The 3298-nt window shown below is 69.5% G+C and carries 3 protein-coding genes; 1 reads left to right on the top strand and 2 read right to left on the bottom strand.

What is annotated here, in order from left to right:
* Positions 1-126: 126 nt before the first annotated feature.
* Both MXD62_RS19625 and MXD62_RS19620 read right to left on the bottom strand, forming a co-directional pair.
* On the bottom strand, positions 127-1188 hold the full coding sequence (locus MXD62_RS19625) for a pyridoxamine 5'-phosphate oxidase family protein (protein WP_248830975.1): 1062 nt from the start codon (positions 1186-1188) through the stop codon (positions 127-129).
* An 82-nt stretch (positions 1189-1270) separates the two neighbouring features.
* Positions 1271-1681 carry an EthD domain-containing protein gene (locus MXD62_RS19620; protein WP_071065222.1) on the bottom strand — a complete coding sequence of 137 codons (411 nt, stop codon included), beginning with the start codon at positions 1679-1681 and terminating at the stop codon, positions 1271-1273.
* 605 nt (positions 1682-2286) lie between these two features.
* Between MXD62_RS19620 and MXD62_RS19615 the strand changes: the two genes are divergently transcribed.
* Complete coding sequence (locus MXD62_RS19615) at positions 2287-2922, top strand: HNH endonuclease family protein (RefSeq protein ID WP_248830974.1); 636 nt, start codon at positions 2287-2289, stop codon at positions 2920-2922.
* The last annotated feature ends 376 nt before the right edge of the window (positions 2923-3298 follow it).

The raw sequence follows: 3298 nt of genomic DNA, 5'->3' as shown, positions 1-3298 counted from the left end.
GCGCCGTCCCCCCACGCCGTGCCGCGCCGCCCCCCGCGCGCCCTCTGCGTCGTGGCGGTGCGGCCGCCGCCGAGGACGAGCGCCGGCCCGCGGCCCGGCGTGCCGTCCGCGGGCGCGGCGGGTGGGTCAGGTCCTCCGGTTCCCGTGCTCCTCGGTGATGCCGGTGATCGGTGCGTCGCTGGCGATGCGCGCCCGGCGGATCAGCGCGATGCGGGTCCGCGGCGGGGGGTCCGCCGGGATGACCGGCAGGGACTGGCCGCGCCGCTCAGCCTCGTACTCGAGCCGTGCCCTCGCCTTGGCGAGGGTGTCCTCGCTCGGCTGGAGAACCTGCTTCGTGTCGAGTGTCGCCGGGTGCTGGGGGAGCGAGCGCTCGACGCGGAACAGGACGTGGTCGCCGCCGTCCACTCCAGCACCGCCGTCCGCTCCGGCGTCGCCGACGAAGGTACGGAAACCCGCGAAGGTGAGCGACGCCCTGCCCCGCAGCCGCCAGGGGGTGCCCGTGGGCACCGCCAGCCGGAAGCCCTCGGCTGTCAGCTCGAAGGAGGTCACCCGCATCGGAAGCGGAAAACCGTCCTCGTCGAGCACCGACAGATGCGCCGGAGTGCCGCCCTCCACGGCCTCCCTGGCCACGTCCTGCCAGGGACGGACCTGCCAGGCCGACTGCTTCATCCTGCGGGCGGGCGAGGGGTCAGATGTCGGGTAGACCGTGTCGGGCGCCGCGGACCACACCTGCGGTGGGTCGTCGAGGGCCGCGTGGCTGTCCCACCAGTACACCCGTTCGGGCTTGTTCTCGATGATGATCCGAGACCAGTAGGTGACGGCCTTGCGTGCCTCCTCCCACGTGATGCCGTGGCTGATCCCCTCGTAGCCGGTCTCGGCGAGATAGCGGATGGCGTTGGCCTGGATGTCGCTGTCGCGCACCGCACCGTGGGCGCGAATGACCACGACCGGTTCCTCGGGGCGGCCCTCGATCAGGAGCCCGACCTTCGAGGTGCGCCGCACCCGCTCGGCCTTGGCCGGATTGGGCAGGCCCGTTGCCAGGTCGATCGTCGACATGTCGTCGGCCGGAAAATAGTAGGTGGGCGTGTCGATCGGAATGCCGGCCGCGGACACCGTCGAGAACTCGGCCACCACCCCCGACTCTATGAGGCTGAAGACCCGGGCCGGGAGATCATGAAGGTCACTCATCTGGCTAACCGCTTCCTGTCGGGTCCGGACCGGGCCTGATGGTCAAAGCCGCCGGGAGGTCCCTGCCGTTCCTCGGGGGCGCTCACCCGCGGACGACCGGAACCCAGTCGTAGGTCTCCCCGTCGGGACCCATCGGCGAATCGTGTTCCTCCACGATGCAGATCGGGTTGGCGTGCGTGGCGAAGAGCTTCTTCTCGTCCTCCAGCGTGTGCGGCAGCCGCTCGGGGTCCCTGATGAGACGCTGCGAGTTCTCGAAGTCCTCGCGGCTGTTCCACCAGATCTCCATGATGCAGTCGTAACCGCTGTCGTGGATTTCTCCGGTCACCGGGTTCTCGACGGGAGTCAGGTAACGTCGCACGTACCGGACCGCGTTCGGTATGGCCGGCTTCCCGATCTTCTTCGCCAGCTGTGTGTGCTGGTTCTCGTAGTAGTCCAGGAACTCTTCTGTTGTCATGTCCGGGCGCTTCTTGAAGAAGCAGACCTGCTTGAACACGCGGCGAGGCCCCTCTCAGAAATCCGGCCGGGCCCAGCTCGGCTGTGCCTACGGCCGACAGTCGGTTGAGCTTCTGCGTTCCCAGTTTCCGGCCAGCAACATAGCAAATCGGCGGGTGACGCGGTAGGCATTCGCGCGGGCGTCCGCGAGCTCGGGCGGATGCCTCACGGTTGTGCGCCCCGGAATTACCACGGGCCGGCGGGACATGTCACCTCGCACAGGCGGCTCCGGTGGCCGGTCGTGCCGGGGCGCCGGCCCCGCTCTCCGCGGCCCGACGGCCCGGCCGACGCGGCTCGTCCGTGACCATCGGTGACCGGCCTTACCGGGCGGCGGCCACCGTGCCGGGCATCGCTCCGGCGTGATTCCGCGCGGAGCCGCGTTGGTGACCGGGCCATCGGTCCGGCGTTGCGCCCAAGGTTCACCGCAATTTCGAATGAATGACACAGATCTTTTTGGCGGGCCGGTGGCCGTCCCCGAAGGTTCACCGTCGATTCGTGTATCTGCTCCTGTTTCCGGTACGGGCTGTTGCCATTCTCCGGTGAGTTTCGCCGTTCACTGAGTCTGCGGTCCGGCAGGCCACGGTGAAACTGGTCAGGAGTACCCCTGTGGCCTCCCGCCTCCTGAAAGCGGCCGCCGTGGCCGTGGCCGCGATTGTCGCGTGTGTGCTGTTCGCGGCCGCGCCTGCCGGGGCAACGCCCCCGAACATTCCCTCGGCGAGCACGGCACTGACCAGGCTGAATTCGCTGACGGTAGCGGCGGAATCGCATGCGTCGACCTATGACCGCGACCTTTTCCCGCACTGGATCACCGTGAGTGGTGCCTGTAACACCCGGGAACAGGTCCTCAAGCGCGACGGTATCGGCGTGGTCGTGAACAGCAGCTGCGCCGCGACCTCCGGATCGTGGTACAGCCCGTACGACGGTGCCACGTGGACGGCCGCGGCCGACGTGGACATCGACCACATGGTCCCGCTGGCGGAGGCATGGGCCTCCGGCGCCTGGGCGTGGACCACCACGCAGCGCCAGACCTACGCGAACGACCTCGGCGGGCCCGAGCTGTGGGCCGTCACGGACAACGTCAACCAGTCCAAGGGCGACAAGGACCCCGCGGAATGGCAGCCGTCGCTGTCGTCCTTCCGCTGCACCTACGCGCGGGCCTGGGTTCAGGTGAAGTACTACTACAACCTGACCGTGGACAGCACTGAGAAGTCGGCCCTGAACACCATGCTGGGTACCTGCTGAGGGCCCTGACGGGACATCGCCGCCACGGCCGGGCCGCCCGCGGCCGGTAGCAGGCGATCCGGCGGATGCGTCCGGCGGGGGAAGCCGGCTGGGAAAACCCGGCCGGAAAGGCCTGGCCGGTGACACGACGGTGGGTGGGTCCGCAGGTTGCACCGCGGGCCCACCCACCGGTGGTTCAGCTCAGCTCACCGGGTGGCCCGGCTCGCCGGGTGGATCAGAAGCCCATGCCGCCCATGCCGCCCATGGCGGCCGCGTCGGCACCGCCGCCGGCGCCCGCGGGCTCCGGCTTGTCCGCGACGACGACCTCGATGGTGAGGAAGAGGCCGGTGATGGACGCGGCGTTCTGCAGCGCCGAGCGGGTGACCTTCACCGGGTC

Origin of the sequence: Frankia sp. Mgl5, assembly GCF_023242985.1 — a bacterium.
GTDB lineage: Bacteria > Actinomycetota > Actinomycetes > Frankiales > Frankiaceae > Parafrankia > Parafrankia soli.
This window is presented reverse-complemented; position numbering and strand designations above follow the sequence as displayed.

What these genes read in the sequence shown, in the direction of transcription:
- MXD62_RS19625 (WP_248830975.1), bottom strand. Translation starts at nt 1,188, where the DNA reads ATGAGTGACCTTCATGATCTCCCGGCCCGGGTCTTCAGCCTCATAGAG.